Origin of the sequence: Agrobacterium sp. LY4, from assembly GCF_001526585.1 — a bacterium.
Taxonomy (GTDB): Bacteria; Pseudomonadota; Alphaproteobacteria; order Rhizobiales; family Rhizobiaceae; genus Agrobacterium; species Agrobacterium leguminum.
On record NZ_ASYA01000012.1, the window covers coordinates 25,080 to 42,246 of the forward strand.

Annotated in this window: 15 protein-coding genes and 1 pseudogene; 7 read left to right on the forward strand and 9 right to left on the reverse strand. The window is 58.6% G+C overall.

Features of this window, described 5'->3' with window-relative positions; genetic code table 11:
- Positions 1–11 precede the first annotated feature (11 nt).
- Entirely contained in the window at positions 12–314 is a 303-nt protein-coding gene (locus L904_RS11070; RefSeq protein WP_020813196.1) for a hypothetical protein, read from the reverse strand.
- Positions 314–2,614, reverse strand: coding sequence for an FdhF/YdeP family oxidoreductase (locus L904_RS11075; protein ID WP_020813195.1), 2,301 nt, complete (start codon positions 2,612–2,614; stop codon positions 314–316). The genes L904_RS11070 and L904_RS11075 overlap by 1 nt, the downstream gene beginning before the upstream one ends.
- Before the next feature lie 393 nt (positions 2,615–3,007).
- On the opposite strand from L904_RS11075, the gene mgtE reads away from it, so the two are divergent.
- Positions 3,008–4,435 (forward strand): magnesium transporter, encoded by a 1,428-nt coding sequence (gene mgtE / locus L904_RS11080; RefSeq protein WP_003524988.1) that lies wholly within the window; start codon positions 3,008–3,010, stop codon positions 4,433–4,435.
- Positions 4,436–4,507: 72 nt separating this feature from the next.
- Positions 4,508–4,894: a MerR family DNA-binding transcriptional regulator gene (locus tag L904_RS11085; RefSeq protein WP_003524989.1), complete on the forward strand. Its 387-nt coding sequence runs from the start codon at positions 4,508–4,510 to the stop codon at positions 4,892–4,894.
- A gap of 164 nt (positions 4,895–5,058) precedes the next feature.
- Here the strand turns inward: L904_RS11085 and L904_RS11090 are convergent, their stop codons facing one another.
- A complete protein-coding gene (locus tag L904_RS11090) occupies positions 5,059–6,024 on the reverse strand; it encodes a heparan-alpha-glucosaminide N-acetyltransferase (RefSeq protein WP_020813194.1) in 966 nt (321 codons plus the stop codon).
- Between the two features lie 69 nt (positions 6,025–6,093).
- A complete protein-coding gene (locus L904_RS11095) occupies positions 6,094–6,786 on the reverse strand; it encodes a DUF599 domain-containing protein (RefSeq protein ID WP_003524993.1) in 693 nt (230 codons plus the stop codon).
- A gap of 503 nt (positions 6,787–7,289) precedes the next feature.
- Here L904_RS11095 and cobU point away from each other — a divergent pair.
- Positions 7,290–7,810 (forward strand): annotated as a pseudogene (gene cobU / locus L904_RS11100) (bifunctional adenosylcobinamide kinase/adenosylcobinamide-phosphate guanylyltransferase).
- A gap of 6 nt (positions 7,811–7,816) precedes the next feature.
- Here the strand turns inward: cobU and L904_RS11105 are convergent.
- From L904_RS11105 to L904_RS11115, 3 genes are all read right to left on the reverse strand, one after another.
- Entirely contained in the window at positions 7,817–10,852 is a 3,036-nt protein-coding gene (locus L904_RS11105; protein WP_031234514.1) for a TonB-dependent receptor, read from the reverse strand.
- A gap of 90 nt (positions 10,853–10,942) precedes the next feature.
- Complete coding sequence (locus L904_RS11110; RefSeq protein WP_020813190.1) at positions 10,943–11,878, reverse strand: FecR domain-containing protein; 936 nt, start codon at positions 11,876–11,878, stop codon at positions 10,943–10,945.
- A gap of 56 nt (positions 11,879–11,934) precedes the next feature.
- Positions 11,935–12,489, reverse strand: a complete 555-nt coding sequence (locus L904_RS11115) for an RNA polymerase sigma factor (protein WP_020813189.1) — start codon at positions 12,487–12,489, stop codon at positions 11,935–11,937.
- A gap of 244 nt (positions 12,490–12,733) precedes the next feature.
- Between L904_RS11115 and ccoN the strand changes: the two genes are divergently transcribed.
- From ccoN to ccoP, 4 genes are read left to right on the forward strand one after another with little or no spacing between them, the layout of a single operon-like run.
- The gene (gene ccoN, locus L904_RS11120) at positions 12,734–14,356 is read left to right on the forward strand and encodes a cytochrome-c oxidase, cbb3-type subunit I (RefSeq protein ID WP_031234513.1); all 1,623 of its coding nucleotides are present in this window, start codon (positions 12,734–12,736) and stop codon (positions 14,354–14,356) included.
- Between the two features lie 11 nt (positions 14,357–14,367).
- The gene (gene ccoO / locus L904_RS11125) at positions 14,368–15,099 is read left to right on the forward strand and encodes a cytochrome-c oxidase, cbb3-type subunit II (RefSeq protein WP_031234512.1); all 732 of its coding nucleotides are present in this window, start codon (positions 14,368–14,370) and stop codon (positions 15,097–15,099) included.
- Positions 15,100–15,112: 13 nt separating this feature from the next.
- Positions 15,113–15,265 carry a CcoQ/FixQ family Cbb3-type cytochrome c oxidase assembly chaperone gene (locus L904_RS11130; RefSeq protein WP_003525003.1) on the forward strand — a complete coding sequence of 51 codons (153 nt, stop codon included), beginning with the start codon at positions 15,113–15,115 and terminating at the stop codon, positions 15,263–15,265.
- A 3-nt stretch (positions 15,266–15,268) separates the two neighbouring features.
- Complete coding sequence (ccoP, locus tag L904_RS11135) at positions 15,269–16,132, forward strand: cytochrome-c oxidase, cbb3-type subunit III (protein WP_059775497.1); 864 nt, start codon at positions 15,269–15,271, stop codon at positions 16,130–16,132.
- Positions 16,133–16,353: 221 nt separating this feature from the next.
- On the opposite strand, the gene L904_RS11140 is transcribed toward ccoP, so the two are convergent.
- Positions 16,354–16,710, reverse strand: coding sequence for a VOC family protein (locus L904_RS11140; protein WP_020813186.1), 357 nt, complete (start codon positions 16,708–16,710; stop codon positions 16,354–16,356).
- Between the two features lie 10 nt (positions 16,711–16,720).
- A complete protein-coding gene (locus L904_RS11145; RefSeq protein ID WP_020813185.1) occupies positions 16,721–17,125 on the reverse strand; it encodes an SRPBCC family protein in 405 nt (134 codons plus the stop codon).
- Positions 17,126–17,167: the final 42 nt, after the last annotated feature.

Consider the following 17,167-nt stretch of genomic DNA (forward strand, 5'->3'; position numbering starts at 1 on the left):
CTCCGTTCGTTTCAAATCCGCAGGGACGCCGCCGCAAGGGCCTGTCCTTCTTCGGTTGCCTCCAGAAAGCTGCGCTGGGTGCGGGCATCGCGTTTTGTCACCTGCACGAAACGTGGCGACAGGGCAGTGATTTCGCGCAGAATGAGGGCGTGTGCAAGCCCCAGCCGGTTGGCGATGCTGCGGCTGTCAGCGGCGATGTTCAGATAAACCGAAAGAAGGATCGCTGCGCCCGTGGCTGTCAGCGCCCGTGAGGCGCTTTCATGAACCCGCTCCACCGCCGCCATGAACGCGGCGGCGGATTGCTCCTCTTCCATCAGGAGGCATCCCGGCGCAGGCGAACGGAGACGAGCACCGATTTCGATGTCGGCGTGAAACTGCCTTCGCCATAGCTCGACAGCGGCACCAGCACGTTAAGTTCGGGATAATAACCGCCGACGCTGCCCTGCGGGATATTATAGGGCACCAGCCGGAAATTCCGCGCAATGCGTTCAACGCCGTCGCCATATTCGCCGATGACATCGACGCGCTGGCGGGAATGGGCGCCGAGCGCTTCCATGTCCTTCGGATTCATGAAGATGACGTGGCGCTCGCCATAGACACCGCGATATCGGTCATCCATGCCGTAGATCGTGGTGTTGTATTGATCGTGGCTGCGGAAGGTCTGCAATACGAAGAGGTCATCGCGCGTGAGCGCCTGCTGGTGTTCGGTTTGTTCGGGCAGCGGACCGCTATAGAAGGTGGCCTTTTTCGCCGGTGTGTTCCATTCCCGTTCGGCTGCTGCGTTGCGCAGATGAAAACCGCGCGGCACGCGGACGCGCTCGTTGAAATTATCGAAACCGGGAATGACCCGCTCGATCATGTCGCGGATGAGATCGTAGTCATCGGCAAGCGCCTTCCAGTCGACTTGGGCATTGCCAAGCGTCGCCTCGGCGATGCCGGCGACGATGGCGACTTCCGAACGCAGCTCATCCGAGGCCGGCGGATTGATGCCGCCGGAACCGTGCACCATGCTCATGGAATCCTCCACCGTGACGATCTGCGAGCGGCCGGCCGAATTGCGGTCGATTTCCGTTCGGCCGAGACAGGGCAGCACGAATGAAGTTTCGCCCGGCACCAGATGCGAATGGTTGAGCTTGGTGGCGATGTTGACGGTCAGCTTCTGCTTTTCGAAGGCCTTGACGATCAGCGGGCTGTCGGGCGTCGCACGCATGAAATTGCCGCCGAGCGCGATGAAAGTATCCGCCTCGCCGTCCAGCATGGCGGCGACGGCTTCGACGGTGTTGTGGCCGGGCTTGCGCGGCATGGGGACGCCGAGTTCCTTTTCCAGCGCGTCGAGAAGTGCGGGCGGGGCTTTTTCATCGATGCCGACGGTGCGGTCGCCCTGCACGTTGGAATGGCCGCGCACCGGGCAAAGGCCGGCGCCCGGACGGCCGATATTGCCGCGCAGCAGCATGAAATTGGTGATCTCGCGAACGATGATGACCGAATGCTTGTGCTGGGTGACGCCCATGGCCCAGGTGGCGATGACGGAACCGGCATTCATGTAGATACGGGCGGATTCCTCAATCTCCGCGCGGGTGAGGCCGGACTGGTCGAGGATGCTTTCCCAGCTCGTTGCATCGACGGCGGCGCGATAGGCCTCGAACTCCGCCGCATGTTCGGCGATGAAGTCGTAATCGATGATGGCGGGTTCGCCCGCCGCCCTTGCGGCATCGTCAGCGGCGAACACCGCCTTGCTCATGCCGCGCACGGCCGCCATGTCGCCGCCCTGGCGCGGCTGGTAATAATTGGTGGCGATGCGGGTGCTGCTGCCGGTAATCATCTCCACCTTGTCCTGCGGGTCGGCAAAGCGCTCCAGACCCTTTTCGCGGATGGGGTTGAAAACGGCGATGCGGGCGCCGCGAAGGGCGGCGCGGCGCAGGTCGCCCAGCATGCGGGGATGGTTGGTGCCGGGATTTTGCCCGATGACGAAAATGGCGTCCGTCTGCTCGAAATCCTCAAGCAAGACGGTGCCTTTGCCGACGCCGATCGAAGCCTTAAGGCCGACGCCGCTTGCTTCGTGGCACATGTTGGAACAGTCGGGGAAATTGTTGGTGCCGTAAAGCCGAACCATCAACTGATAGAGGAAGGCAGCCTCGTTGGAGGCGCGGCCGGAGGTATAGAACTCCGCCCGGTCCGGGCTGTCGAGACTGTTGAGAATACGACCGATTTCGGCGAAGGCATCGTCCCAGGAGACGGGCAGATATTTGTCGCTCGCCCGGTCATAACGCATGGGGTGGGTGAGGCGGCCCTGCTTTTCCAGATCGTAGTCGGACCAGCTGCGCAGTTCCGAGACGGTGCGGCTGGCGAAGAAGTCCGGCGGCACGCGGGCTTCCGTTGCTTCCCATGACACCGCCTTGACGCCGTTTTCGCAGAACTCGAAAGATGAGCCGTGTTCCGGGTCGCCCCAGGCGCAGCCCGGGCAGTCGAATCCGTCCGGCTGGTTGGTCTTCAAAAGCGTGCGGGCGCCGGAAATCGGGGCACCGGATTCAAGAAGGCGTTTGCCGACGCTTTTGAGTGCGCCCCAGCCGCCTGCGGCGGTCGATGCCTTGCCTATGAAGTCCGTCTTGCTCATGGTCCTGATTCCCGGAAACTGTCTTCTCGTGCCCGCCTGCCGGCGTTTGCCGTTTGTCAAATGCCTATCCAGAAGCGCCGTTCCACGCTGCCTGTCAATGTCTTAATTGTGCATTGCGGCGAAACCTTTGTTCGCCCGTTCGACATTTAAAACGGGAACGGCGTAAAGGGGGTGGGCGTTGTCGCAAAACAAGCTGCAAAGCTTGGCTAAACATGCCTATAGCCGCTGGCCGCGGCTGAGCCTGCGAACCGGAAGGGGAATGTCGGATGGATTTTTCGCCGCAGCCGGAGAGCTTGTTTATTTGCCGCTATCCGGTTGTTGACAATAAACCTTTTAACGCCATTCTGCCTGCGCATCCGTGCACTGCGGCATTTGAATACAAGGGGACGCCAGATGACAGACCGTGACGACGATCCTGTCGCGCCCGAGGACATGAAGCCTGCGGAAGCGCCCTCCGATATTTACGCAGAAGACGGGTCCGTCCGCTCGGATTTTCTGACGATGGTGGGTGCCGCGATCGCTGACCGCGATCTGCTTTTCCTGCGCAAGAACGTGGCGCGGCTGCACGAATCCGAACTCGGCGACCTGCTGGAATCCATCCTGCCTGAACAGCGTCATGCGCTGGTGCGCCTTCTCGGTTCCGACTTCGACATGACGGCGCTGACCGAGGTGGATGAGGGCATCCGCCTCGATATCGTCGACCAGATGTCGAACGAGCAGATCGCCGCCGGTATCGGCGAGCTGGATTCGGACGACGCCGTCTATATTCTCGAGGATCTCGACGACGAGGACCGCGAGGATATTCTCTCGCAACTGCCGTTCACCGAACGTGTGAGGCTGATGCGGGCTCTGGATTATCCGGAAAGCTCGGCCGGCCGCCGCATGCAGACGGAATTCGTGGCAGTGCCGCCGTTCTGGACCGTGGGGCAGACCATCGATTATCTGCGCGAGGAGGAGGAGCTGCCGGATTCCTTCACGCAGATCTTCGTCATCGATCCCACCTTCAAGTTGGTCGGCGCGCTCGATCTCGACAAGGTGCTGCGCGCCAAGCGTCAGGTGAAGATCGAAACGATCATGCATGAGACCAACCATTCCATTCCGGCCGAGATGGACCAGGAAGAGGCGGCGCAGCTTTTCGAACAATACGACCTTCTCTCCGCCGCCGTGGTCGACGACAACGGTCGACTGGTGGGCGTGCTGACCATCGATGACGTGGTGGACGTCATTCAGGAAGAGGCCGAAGAGGATCTGCTGCGCCTTGGCGGTGTCGGTGACGAAGAACTGTCGGACTCGATTGCCAGCACATCGCGTTCACGCGTGCCCTGGCTTGCGGTCAATCTCATCACAGCCTTTCTCTCCGCCTCCGTCATCAGCCTGTTCGATGCGACGATCCAGCAGATCGTCGCGCTGGCGATCCTGATGCCGGCGGTGGCCGGCATGGGCGGCAACGCCGGATCGCAGACCATGACGGTGTCTGTGCGCGCACTCGCCACCAAAAGCCTCGATATTCACAACGCCGCGCGCATCATCCGGCGCGAGGCGGGTGTGGGTATCCTGAACGGCATGCTGTTCGGCTGCGCCATCGGCATTGTTGCCGGCATCTGGTTTCAGGATATCCATATCGGCGGCATCATCGCCACGGCCATGTGTCTCAACATGCTGGCGGCGGCGCTGGCGGGCATTCTCATTCCGCTGGTGCTCGACAAGTTCGGAGCGGACCCGGCGGTCTCTTCGGCGGTCTTCGTCACGGCGGTCACCGATATTGTCGGTTTTTTCGCCTTTCTGGGGATTGCGACCTGGTGGTACGGTATTTCCGGGTAGGGCCAGGCGGGCGAAAATTGACTTTTACGTGAAGGTCAAATAATATCATCCGGTTATGAATCGGATAGGCCCTTGGACAAGTATTATAGCATAACCGAACTGACACGCGAATTCGGTGTTTCCACCCGTACCTTGAGATTTTACGAGGACGAGGGGCTGATTCACCCTGAGCGTCGCGGGCGCACACGGCTTTTCAGGGCTGCGGACCGCCGCCTCATTCAGGAAATCCTGCGCGGCCGCCGTATCGGTTTCACCATCTCTGAAATTCGCGAAATCATTCACGTCTACAAGGAACCGCCGGGCGAATCGGGCCAATTGGTGCTTCTGATGAAGAAGGTCGATGAAAAGCGCGCCGAGCTTCGGCAAAAACGCAAGGACATCGAAGAGACGCTGGCGGAACTCGACAATGTCGAAGAAGCCTGTCTGACGCGGCTTGCCGAAATCGGCGTTGGGACTTGAAGCCGGCCCTATAGCGGTATTGGCTATTCCGTCGACGTAACTGTCGAGAATTGCTCCGAAGCCTTTCCATTTTTGTTGCATATGGAACGAGCGGGTTTTGCTTGTCTCTTCTCCCCGCCGGGGAGAAGAAAAGGCGGCAAGGCTAACGTTCTGGCTACCTGAGCCTACTGCGCCTCAACGGTACACTGTTGCGCCACCTCGCTGACCTTCGTCTGCTGATCGGCGCTGAGCTTGCCTTCCATCATCGTGTCGAACAGGTTTTCCGCCTGCAGCTTCTCCAGCGTGCAGCCGCAAAAACGCTGGCACAGTTCCAGCCCGTTCGCCTGCTCGACGCAGCTCTTCTCACAGCTCGATTTGTAAAGCTCGACCTGATCGACAGGCGGGGGCGGGGCGATGAGCGACAGCGTGTAGACGAGGCCGATCAGCACCGGCTGGTGAATGAGGTAAAAGGCAAGGCTGTGACGGCCGGCGCCTGCGATCAGGTTGCGAGGTGAACTCGGGCTTCGAAAGCGGTCGAGCCAGTCGCGCGGCGTGACGAATTGCGAGACCGCAAGTCCGGCAAGGAAGGGCGCAAGCCAGGGGAGAAGCGGCACATAATCGTTCGAGCGGGGGGGCATGGTGGAAAAACCGATCCAGGCCAGCCATTTTGCGTTGAACAGTTCCGATTGCAGATAGTGCGGCAGGATGAAAGCGATCGCTGCAAAAAGCAGCGTCACGGCCGCGGGTGCTCGCAGGAACAGCAGCCCGACAAGGCTTGCGGCGGCGATATTGTGCAATATGCCGAAGAAGATGAAGCTGTCCGGAAAGGCGAAATAGGTGGCGACGGTAATGAGCAGCGCCGAGCCGGCCACCATCGCAAAACGCTTGCCGAAGGACGGCCAGTTCACGCCCTTGCCATGGGCGAGAAACAGGCTGAAACCTGCCAGAAACAGGAACGAGCTGGCGATGCCGCGCGCATAGAGTTTCCACAGGCCGGTCGTCGCCGTGCCGGGTTCGAGATAGCCGAAATATTCCAGATTCCACGTGAAGTGGTAGGACGCCATGGCGATGAGGGCCAGCCCGCGCAGGGTGTCGAGACCGCCTATGCGGCCTTTGCGGCGGTTTTCGTTTGCGGCTGCGTTCGTGTCCATGGTTTCCGTTTTTCAAGCTTTCGGGGAGGCCGGTATCACGATGGGCTTGGCCCTTGAAGTGCGGCTATTTCAAGGCCTGTTTTCTTCCATGATGGCGCGTCGTGCTTCGGAAAAGAACTGGCGGCGTAACAGCGCCACGATGATGATGACCGTGCTGGCGATGAAGACGTAAGGGCTGATGAACCAGCCGAGATAACCGATGGACAGAAAGATGGTCCGCAGGCCGTCATTGAAGTTCTTAGCAGCGATGATGTTCATCTTTATGACGTTTTCGGCCGCCCGCTCCGCCGCCTCGCGATCGGCGCCGACATCGTGGACCATGGGAATGGCGCCGAACAGGATCGTGCAATAGTTGAACAGGCGGTAGGACCAGCCGAACTTGAAGAAGGAATAACCGAAAAGACAGGTGAGCCCGATGACCTTCAGTTCGAAGGCCGTGCGCCCGGCATAATGAACGAAAGGCATGTCGCGAAACACCGATTCGACCTGTTCTGTCGCGCCCAGAAGGGCGAAACATCCGCCGATGGCGAAGATGGAGGTGGAGGCGAAAAAGGCGGTGCCGTTCTGCAGGCCGGCCATAATCTGCGTGTCGATCATCTTCAGGTCGCGCTTCAGCGAGTTCATGATCCAGTCGCGGCGGCGCTCGGCCATGGCCTGATTGAGGCTGGCTCTCGAAAACAGCCTCGTTCCCGTCGTGACATGGGTATAGACGGCCCATAACAGGATGAAAACGACGATCGAGATATAGTCCATGACGGTCATCACGGGCAGGTCACCTTGCTGTTTGCGAATCTTCGAAAGCATATTGATTTGAAGGCGATGGCAAGGCAATGGCGGCGGCTGCCGTCACTCCATATTCTCCTTTGGCGTTGCGGTTTCATCATTCGGTTTTTCGCTAACTTTCCGGTAACCAAGTCGCTTTATCAATCCAGTCGCGGACGACAGGTCTGCCGGTTCCGGATTAAGGTTTTGCGTCCCGGTTCCGCCTGATTTTTGGCTAACGGCAGGGACCGATTGACAGGATAGCCGTTCGCACCTAGCCTTTCATCAGGACCGGTGTTTCCGGTATCCGGAGTCGCCAAGGCTGATATGCCCCGCATCCTGCAGGCAGGTCTTGTTTTCTCCGGTCCGGTATCAGCGGCAGTCCGGCATGAGCAACCGGGGGACGCCTTTTTCTACGAATCGTTCCCTTCATGTCTGCCTGTCCCTGGCTTGCGACACGGCGAAGATGCCGGTCCGCTTCATTCTCTTCCTTCAGGTTTTAGATGACAGATAAAAACCGCTCCGTTTTCATTCTTGGCGGCGCGCGCTCCGGCAAGTCCCGTTTTGCAGAGGAGCTTGCGGGCAAGTCCGGTGGAAGCCTGCATTATCTGGCCACCGGCCGGGCATGGGATGACGAGATGCGCGACCGCATCGTCCATCATCAGGCGCGGCGCGGCGGCGAATGGACCACCCATGAAGCGCCCGTCGATATTGCCGCCGTGCTGGAGCAGCTCGACGCGCCGGAAAATGTCGTTCTCATCGATTGCCTCACCCTGTGGCTCACCAATCTGATGATGGAGAATGCCGATATCGAGGTTGCCTTTGCGGCGCTTGAGGCGGCGATTGTATCGGCTCGGGCGAGGCTGATTTTCGTCTCCAACGAAGTCGGTCTCGCATCGTGCCGGAAAACCGCATGGCGCGGGAATTTCGCGATCACGCCGGCCGCCTGCATCAGCGAATCGCCGCCATTGCCGCTGAGGTCTATTTTGTCGCCGCCGGTCTGCCCCTGAAGATGAAGGGCTAATTGCGCTTAGAACTTCATAGTGAGGGACGCTTTGAATGTCCGTCCTGGACCCGGCATCATGCTGAGCGACAGGGGATCGATGTAGTAGCGGTCGAACACGTTTTCGATGCTGAATCCGGCGGTGGCGTTTTCGCTTATCTTGTAGGATGCGGATAAATCAAAGAGCGTCACCGGCTGGTAGAATAGCTGTGTCGCGACGCCTCCGAAATTGTTCCAGGGTTTATCCAGTTTCGTGATCGGCGCGCTCGTGTGGGTCACTCTGGTTGCGATTTCCAGAGCCTCATCCAGGAAACGCGCTCCGAAGGTTCCGGTCAATGTGTATTGGGGCGGGTTTTGCGCGTTCGTGAAGGAGCCGGAGAACCCGCCATCGACGCATCCGGGTATGTTTTTCAGCCGGCTGTCGGAGGACATTGTCCTCATGAATTGCGCTACATCGGGTGCGCATGTTGTGGCTGAGAGATTGTATGTGGCCGAAACATCCGTGAAGAACGCTCCATTGTCGTATGTCGCCTGGAGTTCCAGTCCCTTCACGGTAAAGGAATCGGCATTGTAGAACGCATTATTATATTGGCGCGCCAGTCTCCTGAGCGCGGGATCCCTGTAGGAGCCCTCATTATAATATTCGTGTCGGGTGATGTAGTCCTTGGTTTTGTTGTTGAAGTAGGAGAGGCGGGCCATGAAACTGTCGCCGCCCTCCAGAAGATTTTCCATTTTGGTCGACACGCCGAATTCGAGGTTGCGGGCCTGTTCGGGTCTCAGATCGGCAGGCGCCGCGGCCGAAGCGTTGCCGACCATGGATTCCGTGAGGCTTGGCATACGAATCCCGTGGGTATAGGCCGCGTGAAGCTTCCAGCCATCGAAAACTTCGTAGCTGCCGCTGAGACTGGGCGCAAAGCCTGAGTTGCGACGCCGCAGATTGTCATAATATATGGTTCTTTTACCCTCGCTGGACCATTGATCACTTTCGACCAAAGTGAGACTGTCATCATAGTCTAAAGAGGAAAGAGATGTCATTTCACTGTCATCCCCCGCGTGTCCAACAGGATATCCTTTGCCATCGGGCATCTTTCGCGGATCGGTGGCATCGGTATAGTTCCCTTGGGTATCGGAATACCAGAACGCATTGCCGCGCGGCACTGGGCGTGTCTCTAGCGGAAGAGAATAATCATACAGGTACCAGCCGTTGCCGTCCGGAACCAGATTGCCGTCGCCATCGACCAGGAAGTCGTACTCGGTTTCGTTCTTGTAAAAATAGAGCGATTTACGGTTGATCGTATAAGTCTCTTCTTCACGTCTTTTGTTATGATCGTAGGTCTTGAATTTGGTGAACCTGCCGCCGAGGCTGATGTCCAGGCGCTCGTCCGGCTCCCAGGTCACTGTGCCGAAGCTATCGAACTGCTCACGGTCCGCCTGCTGATGAAAGTTTCCGCTGACCTGTCTGCCATTGGCTTCGCTGGGGGCGTCCGAGGGCGGGAAAAGCTTCTCGAAGCGCAGCGCCGCACCATAGTTGATTTTGAACTGTCCAATCTCGGTGTCGACTTTGGATGTGTTGGCGATATCAACCGAAGTCGTCTCCATGATACGTGACGCGCCGTAAAAGCGTTTGTAGCACCGCTCCGAGAAAGGATCGTCGTTGCATGCGGGCCGGTCGCTGGGCGTCTGGCTCGATAGCGTCAGATAGCCGTCATAGGCCAGATGCGAATAAGCGAAATTGGCTGTCAGGTCGATGAGGTCGCTGTCTTGTGGATTCCACCTGTATCGTGCCGTTACGCTATCGCTGTTGACCGTCGAGGGATCCCATTGCGGGATGGAGCCTGTTGAGTTTCGCAATATTTGCGAACTCATGATCTCGCCCATGCGACCATTGAAATAGCGATAGCCGAGATCCAGTGTGTGATCCTCGAGCGGACGCAATGTCAGCTTGAATAGGGCGGATTCCGTCTGGCTTGAGGTGTTGAACACCTCGCCGCCATCCGGGTAGAGCTTTGCGACCGAGTTTTCCTCTCTTCCATCCTGGAATATCCGATATTTGTCGCGGCCCTTGCTGCCGGCGAAGTAATTGCCGTTGTGACGTTTTGCATAGGCGCCAACCACGTCGAAGTTTTCCTGGCCGAGTGCGAAGGCAGCGCTTCCATTGCCCGTTTGCGGTTCGAAAAACGAGTTTCTGTCGGTATTTTCCGGCGCATTGAAAGTATCGGGCAACGATGCGCTGTTGGAAGCGACGCTTCCCCTGAGCCTCACGCCGATTTCGTTGCCCTCTATCAGAACATCCTCCGGCCGGATCGTCGACATGGCGATGGTGCCGCCGATGGCGTCAAGGGCGGGAGAGGGGCCTTTGAAGACGCTGACCGAGCTTATCAAATCCGGATCGATATAGTTTCTTTCCTGACGCCCCGCATAACCGCGATAGACATCGATGCTGTTTTCCGCGCCGTCCACGGTCACCTTGACCCGCTTTTGCCCTTGCAGACCGCGAATATTGGGATCGATGCCTCCGCCTGTCCGCGCTTCGCCGGTATAGACGCCTGGAATTCCTTTCAGAATATCGGAAGGGCTGGAGCCGGTCAGCCGGCTGATCGTTTCCTCATCCACGAAGTAAGCGCTTTGCGCCTGATCGTAGGCCGCGGTTTTTTCCCCGTTGAAGCGGCCAAATCCTGCGCCTGACACAATGATTGGTTCGAGCTCCGTGCCTTCCGCCTCTACCGATGCCTGGGGTGTGGCGGTGATGGTGACGACCTTGTCATTCAGGAAACGGTATTGAAGTCCGGTGCCCCGCAAAAGACGGCTTATGGCTTGCGAGGGTGTGAAGGAACCCGAAAGGCCGGATGTGGTTCTTTCCCTGACGAGTGAAGCTTCGATGCCGATCTGTAAGCCGAGGCGTGCTGCCAGCGCGTTGAGAGTCGCGGATAGTTTGCCGGCGGGAATTTCGAATGTTATGGCTTCACCTGGCGTTTGCGCGGTCGCAAGCGGCATCACGCACAGGCTCGCGCCGCTATAAAGGGCCGCAGCCAGCATGCCGCGCATAACGATCTTTCTCTTCATATCCCCAATCCCCAGCAAATCCGATAAAAAAGGTTTGTCGGGGAGCTAGACGAATGAGCATCGGGGTTTCTGCAGTCCGGTGAAGAAAAACTAGTAAATTATAGTCAGGAATTTGCCGGTCCGGGCGATCCGCAGACCGAAAGCATCGGCGAAATCGTCAAGTGCGCGGTTTCCATCCGTCAGATTGAACGAACCGGTTATCCTTTTCCTGTTCAGACGGGGATCGAGCGTAATGACGCGGCCGGGTATATGACGGAATATCTGGGTGACCACCTCCGATAGCGGGCGATCGTCGAAGACGAGGCGACCGTTGCGCCAGGGTGTCTGAAACTCCGCTGGGACCGTTTCCTCAGGTCCGATGCCCGCGTCATCGACGATGATGCGTTTTCCCGGATCCAGAACGACCCTTTGCTTCGTGGCGTCGGAATGGACGGCGACCCTGCTTTCTGTCACCGTTACCTCAAAGCCGCTCTCCAGAAGATTGACGTCGAAAGCCGTTCCGAGCGCCGTGACGGCGCCCTCCGGCGTGGCGACTTCGAAAGCGCCGAGCGTATCGGACCGCGCCACCTCGAAATAGGCTTCGCCTTTCAGCAAATCTATCCTTCGGCGTCCGTTGGAGAAGGAAAGTGCAATCGCGGTATCGGAATTCATATGTATGGTCGAACCGTCCGGCAGCTTTTCGGTTCGCAGTTCCGTCTTCGCCGTCATCAGGTCGGCCCTGAGCTGGGTCGGAACATCCAAGACGGCAATGAGGCTACCTGAAACGGTCAGCAAAAGGACGGCCACGATTATTTTGCCAGGCCCTTTGCCGCGGCGAAATGTCTTCCTCGTGAAAGCCGGCTCTTTTGCAAGCGCGATATGCGTCTGATCAAGCACGGCTGCGACGCGACGATAGGATTCCGCATGCGCGGGATCGGCCGCGAGCCACCGGTCGAATTCTTCCTTTTCGGCCGGGCTTGCGGTTTCCGAAAGACAGAGCGCCCAATCCACCGCTTGTTGCCGGATGCGCTTGCTGTTGTCTGTCATGCTTTCACGTTTCCATCGCGTTCGATCGGGGTTGCGGAATTGGGCGCCGAATGCGGCTAGTCGAACTGATCCATCTTTTCCAGACAATGGAGCACGGCATGTCGCAAATGCCTGTCCACCGATCCACGTGTGATGCCCATGGCGGCGGCGATATCCTCGCGCGGTATTTGTCCCACCCTGTGTGCTATGAACACCCGGCGGCATGTCGGCGGCAAAGCCTGGATTGCCTCGCGCAATGCCGCAAGCCGCTTGCGGAGATCAAGATTTTGTCCGGGGGCGTGCTGCTGGATGGCGATTGCTTCTGCGGATCGGTCAAGCTGCGCGAAAAGCCGTGTTTCGAAAGCGGCTCTTCTCATCCTGTCGAAACCGAGATTGACTGCCGCCCGAATGAGAAAGGCTTTTATACTGGATTTGTGTTCCAGCCGATGGTCACTGGTTGCAAGCTTTATATAAAGATCATGCACGACATCGTGCGACAGGGACTGATCGATACCTTTTCGACTGACAGCCTGAATTATCTCCCTGTAATAACGTTCAATAGACATGTCCAGCGGACGCCTTTCTTCGGAAAAACGTTCTGGAGATACTTCGAGCGGCGGCTTCGAACTCATTATAATCTGTTGCCAATCCAGTTAAAACCGCAGTTTCCCAGACGAAATAGCATTGCCGCATGAAAAGGCAATAAAAACATGATTGTATTATTCATATTTTTTCCGGGTTCTTTTCTTGATCTGGATCAAGGTGGCGTTCCCCTGCCGGTGGCAATGCTCCAACCGACGCAAAGGCGCGTTTCCGCTCTCCCAGGCGCGTGCCGTGCCTTTCGTCGGTCGGCTTGCACGTTGGGGGAAACCAACAATGAATTACACGTTAGAAACCGCGATCGTGGCGCTCGGCGCCTTTCTCGCGTTGCTCGGGGTAGCCTTTGCCCATGACAGTCTTTTCGCCGCCCATATGTGGGTGCTGTTCTTTACGCTTCTGGTCAGCACGGTGCTTCTGCTGCGCCGTGTCTCCTTCGCACCTGTCGATTCAGCCGCGCGTGCCCGCCTCAAGTCGGAATATTTCGACGAGGTGGTGAAATACGGCGTCATCGCCACCGTGTTCTGGGGTGTCGTCGGCTTTCTGGTCGGCGTCGTGGTGGCGCTTCAGCTCGCCTTTCCCGATCTCAACATCGCGCCCTATTTCAATTTCGGCCGGATGCGGCCGCTGCACACATCGGCGGTGATCTTCGCTTTCGGGGGAAATGCGCTGATCGCCACCTCCTTTTACGTGGTGCAGAGAACCTGTCGGGCGCGCCTGTTCGGCGGCAATCTCGGCTGGTTCGTGTTCTGGGGCTACAACCTCTTCATCGTCATGGCCGCCACCGGCTATCTGCTCGGCATCACGCAGGGACGCGAATATGCGGAGCCCGAATGGTATGTGGACATCTGGCTGACCATCGTATGGGTCGCCTATCTGCTTGTGTTCCTCGGCACGATCCTCACGCGCAAGGAGCCGCATATCTATGTGGCGAACTGGTTCTATCTGAGTTTCATCGTCACCATCGCCATGCTGCATATCGTCAATAATCTGGCGGTGCCGGTGTCCTTCCTCGGGATCAAGAGCTATTCGGCCTTCTCGGGCGTGCAGGACGCGCTGACGCAATGGTGGTACGGCCATAACGCCGTCGGCTTCTTCCTGACGGCCGGCTTCCTCGGCATGATGTACTACTTCATCCCGAAGCAGGTGAACCGCCCGGTCTATTCCTACCGCCTGTCGATCATCCACTTCTGGGCGCTGATCTTCATGTATATCTGGGCCGGCCCGCACCACCTGCACTATACCGCGCTGCCGGACTGGGCGCAGACGCTCGGCATGGTGTTCTCGGTGATGCTGTGGATGCCTTCGTGGGGCGGCATGATCAACGGTCTGATGACGCTTTCGGGCGCATGGGACAAGATCCGTACCGATCCCGTCGTGCGCATGATGGTGATGGCGGTGGCATTCTACGGCATGGCGACCTTCGAAGGCCCGATGATGTCGATCAAGGCCGTCAACTCGCTCAGCCACTATACCGACTGGACCATCGGCCATGTTCATTCCGGCGCTCTCGGCTGGAACGGCATGATCACTTTCGGCGCGATCTATTACCTGACGCCGAAACTGTGGGGCAGGGAGCGCCTCTATAGCCTGCAACTGGTCAACTGGCACTTCTGGCTCGCCACGCTCGGTATCGTCGTTTACGCCGCCGTCATGTGGGTGGCCGGCATCCAGCAGGCGCTGATGTGGCGCGAATATGATGCCCAAGGCTTCCTCGTCTATTCCTTCGCGGAATCGGTCGCGGCGCTGTTCCCCTATTACGTGATGCGTGCATTGGGCGGCCTGATGTTCCTCAGCGGCGCGCTGATCATGGCCTACAACGTCACGATGACCATCCTCGGTCATCAACGCGAGGAGGGCGCCAGCAAAGGCGCGGCACCCTCGCTGCAGCCTGCTGAATAAGGAGGGGCCCCATGTCCATTCTTGACAAACACGCCGTCATCGAACGCAACGCGACGCTGCTTCTGGTCGGTTCCCTGCTGGTCGTTTCCATCGGCGGCATCGTTGAAATCGCACCTCTCTTTTATCTCGAAAATACCATCGAGAAGGTGGAGGGCATGCGACCCTACACGCCGCTGGAGCTGGCCGGGCGCAACATCTACATCCGCGAGGGATGTTATGTCTGCCACAGCCAGATGATCCGGCCGTTCCGCGACGAGGTGGAGCGTTACGGGCATTACAGCCTGGCGGCGGAATCCATGTACGACCACCCGTTCCAGTGGGGCTCCAAGCGCACGGGGCCTGATCTTGCGCGCGTCGGCGATCGTTATTCGAACGAGTGGCACGTGCAGCATCTGGCCGATCCGCGTTCGGTGGTACCGGAATCGATCATGCCCTCCTATGCGTTCCTGAAGACCACGCCGCTGAAGATCACCGACGTTTCCATGGAGCTGAAGGCCAACCGCGCCGTCGGCGTTCCCTATAGCGACGAGATGATCGAAAAATCCGCCGCCGATCTGGCCGCCCAGGCCGACCCGAATGCGGATTCGTCGGAACTCCTGGCGCGTTATCCGAAGGCGAAGGTGGGAGATTTCGACGGCGATCCGACAAAGCTCACCGAAATGGATGCGCTGGTCGCCTATCTGCAGATGCTCGGCACGCTGGTCGATTTCTCGACCTATGACGATGCCGCCGGATACCGGTGAGGAGGTTTAAGCCATGGAAACCTACACGGCCATGCGCCACTTCGCCGATAGCTGGGGCCTGCTTGCCATGACCCTGTTCTTTGCCGGCGTCGTCGTTTTCACCCTTCGCCCCGGCTCCAGACAAGCCGCGGACGATGCCGCCAGCATTCCGCTCAAGGAGGACTAGGATATGTCCGAAAAACACATTGATGACATCAGCGGCGTCGAAACCACCGGCCATGAATGGGACGGTATCCGCGAGCTTAACAATCCCATGCCGCGCTGGTGGGTCTGGACTTTCTATTTCACGATCCTGTGGGCCATCGGCTACACCATCGCCTATCCGGCATGGCCGCTGATCAATGGGGCGACGCAAGGGTTGCTCGGCTGGAACAGCCGCGGCGACATCGCCGCCGAAATTGCCGATGCAAAACAGTCGCAGAGCGTCTTTGTCGACAAGATCGCCAATTCGTCGCTTGCCGAAATTCAGGCGGATCCGACCCTGATGCAATTTGCCCTTTCCGGCGGCGCTGCCGCTTTCAAGGTCAATTGCATTCAGTGTCACGGTTCGGGCGCTAAAGGCGGGCAGGGCTATCCCAACCTCAACGATGACGACTGGATGTGGGGCGGCAGCGTCGACGACATCTATACGACGGTGAAGCACGGCATTCGTTTTGCCGACGATGCGGATACGCGTGCTTCGGAAATGCCGGCCTTTAGCGATATCCTCCAGTCGAATGAAATCCGCGAGGTTGCCGCCTATGTCGTCAGTCTCACCGGCACCCCCTCCAACCCGGCGCTGGTGGAGCCCGGCAAGCAGCTCTTTGCCGACAATTGCGCCTCCTGCCACGGGGAAGACGCCAAGGGCAATCGCGAATTCGGCGCGCCCAATCTTGCCGATGCGATCTGGCTGAAGTCCCAGGGCGAAGAGGGAATTGTCTCACAGATACGGTCGCCCAAGCACGGGGTCATGCCCGCCTGGGGCGAGCGCCTCGGCGATACGACGGTCAAGCAGCTTGCGATTTTCGTGCATTCGCTTGGCGGCGGTGAGTGATAGCAAAGACAGGAAATGGAAAGGGCTGTGTCATGCGGCCCCCGGATAGATGACAGCGGCCTGAAAGCTGTCTTCCGTCATGCTCGGGCCTGTCCCGAGCATCTGCAACGTCTCGATTTAATTGGACGTGATTAGATCCTTGGGACAAGCCCAAGGATGACGTCGAGTGTAAAGAAGCTCTGCCATCACACTCAAAGGGCCGCATAGCGGCCCTTTTTTCTTTATCGGTCCGACCAGACGGCCAGTTCATATCCGTCCGGATCGGTGAAGTGAAAACGCCGGCCGCCGGGAAAGGCGAAGATTGCGACGCTGATCTGCCCGCCGGCGGCTTCGACGCGTCGTTGCACATCCTCGATATCGGCGGCGTAGAGAATGACGAGCGGTCCGCCCTTGGCCGAGACCGGCGCCGTGGTGGTGAAACCGCCGGTCAGCCGGCCATCGGAAAACTCGCAATATTGCGGACCGTAATCCTTGAAGGACCAGCCGAAGGCGCCACCGTAAAATTCCTTGCTGCGTTCGATATCGGTGACGTTGAATTCGACATAGTCGATCCGCCGGTCGTTCGTATTCGTGGTCATGCTTCCTCCATCAATCCGTTTCGAGCAGCGCCTTCAGCGTTTCGAGATCGGCCGTGACAGCTTTTGCGTCCTGCTCGAAATCCTCGTCCGTCATGCCCTGAAGGCGAAGCAGGGTGAAACTCACCTCCGTACCGCTGCCATTCGGCGTTACCCGTAGCGCGTTATAAACCTTCACGCCATCCGGCAATGTCACGACATGGTCGATGACGCCGAACTCGTTTGCGGGCGCGAAATTGACGCGCACCTCGCCAAGCGGCCCGCCCTCGGCGATCCAGTCCTCGCCGTCCGGTGTGAGGCCGCCCGCAAGGCCTGCGGCCCAGCGGGGCATGTTCTGCGGGTTGGAGGCGAAGTCATAGACGTGGCTCCAGGGTTTTTCGACCGACAGATGAATGATTCTCGACTGCATGACAGGCATTTCATCCTCCCTTGGCGGCGCGTTCCCATCTGCGCCACTTTG

Bases quoted from the DNA above. Each gene is read 5' to 3' on its own strand.
- L904_RS11070 (WP_020813196.1), bottom strand. From the start codon at position 314: ATGGAAGAGGAGCAATCCGCCGCCGCGTTCATGGCGGCGGTGGAGCGG.
- L904_RS11075 (WP_020813195.1), bottom strand. From the start codon at position 2,614: ATGAGCAAGACGGACTTCATAGGCAAGGCATCGACCGCCGCAGGCGGC.
- mgtE (WP_003524988.1), top strand. From the start codon at position 3,008: ATGACAGACCGTGACGACGATCCTGTCGCGCCCGAGGACATGAAGCCT.
- L904_RS11090 (WP_020813194.1), bottom strand. From the start codon at position 6,024: ATGGACACGAACGCAGCCGCAAACGAAAACCGCCGCAAAGGCCGCATA.
- L904_RS11095 (WP_003524993.1), bottom strand. From the start codon at position 6,786: ATGACCGTCATGGACTATATCTCGATCGTCGTTTTCATCCTGTTATGG.
- L904_RS11105 (WP_031234514.1), bottom strand. From the start codon at position 10,852: ATGAAGAGAAAGATCGTTATGCGCGGCATGCTGGCTGCGGCCCTTTAT.
- L904_RS11110 (WP_020813190.1), bottom strand. From the start codon at position 11,878: ATGACAGACAACAGCAAGCGCATCCGGCAACAAGCGGTGGATTGGGCG.
- L904_RS11115 (WP_020813189.1), bottom strand. From the start codon at position 12,489: ATGAGTTCGAAGCCGCCGCTCGAAGTATCTCCAGAACGTTTTTCCGAA.
- ccoN (WP_031234513.1), top strand. From the start codon at position 12,734: ATGAATTACACGTTAGAAACCGCGATCGTGGCGCTCGGCGCCTTTCTC.
- ccoO (WP_031234512.1), top strand. From the start codon at position 14,368: ATGTCCATTCTTGACAAACACGCCGTCATCGAACGCAACGCGACGCTG.
- L904_RS11130 (WP_003525003.1), top strand. From the start codon at position 15,113: ATGGAAACCTACACGGCCATGCGCCACTTCGCCGATAGCTGGGGCCTG.
- ccoP (WP_059775497.1), top strand. From the start codon at position 15,269: ATGTCCGAAAAACACATTGATGACATCAGCGGCGTCGAAACCACCGGC.
- L904_RS11140 (WP_020813186.1), bottom strand. From the start codon at position 16,710: ATGACCACGAATACGAACGACCGGCGGATCGACTATGTCGAATTCAAC.
- L904_RS11145 (WP_020813185.1), bottom strand. From the start codon at position 17,125: ATGCCTGTCATGCAGTCGAGAATCATTCATCTGTCGGTCGAAAAACCC.